Below are 485 nucleotides of genomic sequence, written 5' to 3' on the forward strand. Positions count from 1 at the left end.
AATCTTATTCGTAACTGGTCGGCGATGCAGGATTTGAACCTGCGACCCCTTGGACCCAAACCAAGTGCGCTACCAAACTGCGCTAATCGCCGATATTCTTTTTTGTAAATTGGGGTGACTGATGGGGCTCGAACCCACGACAACCGGAATCACAATCCGGGGCTCTACCAACTGAGCTACAATCACCACGGCATTACAGTGTTTTCAAAATGGCGCACCCAGAAGGATTCGAACCTTCGACCGACGCCTTAGAAGGGCGTTGCTCTATCCAGCTGAGCTATGGGCGCATCGAAAACTTCATAGTTCACTAGTAAGTTAAATTGTTATGAGTAAACATAAAAATGGTCGGCGATGCAGGATTTGAACCTGCGACCCCTTGGACCCAAACCAAGTGCGCTACCAAACTGCGCTAATCGCCGATACTTACTATTGCCTGCGAGTGACCTCGTTGACACGGGGGTGCATAATAGGCATGTGCTCGGGGT

At 49.9% G+C, this 485-nt stretch carries 4 tRNA genes; all 4 read right to left on the bottom strand.

Annotated elements, in window-relative coordinates:
• Positions 1 to 15: 15 nt before the first annotated feature.
• Positions 16 to 92, bottom strand: a tRNA-Pro gene (locus tag CWB78_RS18145).
• An 18-nt stretch (positions 93 to 110) separates the two neighbouring features.
• Positions 111 to 186 (bottom strand) — tRNA-His (locus tag CWB78_RS18150).
• A 24-nt stretch (positions 187 to 210) separates the two neighbouring features.
• Positions 211 to 287: transfer RNA gene (locus tag CWB78_RS18155), tRNA-Arg, on the bottom strand.
• Positions 288 to 342: 55 nt separating this feature from the next.
• Positions 343 to 419 (bottom strand) — tRNA-Pro (locus tag CWB78_RS18160).
• Positions 420 to 485 lie beyond the last annotated feature (66 nt).

Source organism: Pseudoalteromonas sp. S1612 (assembly GCF_005887175.1).
GTDB lineage: Bacteria > Pseudomonadota > Gammaproteobacteria > Enterobacterales > Alteromonadaceae > Pseudoalteromonas > Pseudoalteromonas undina.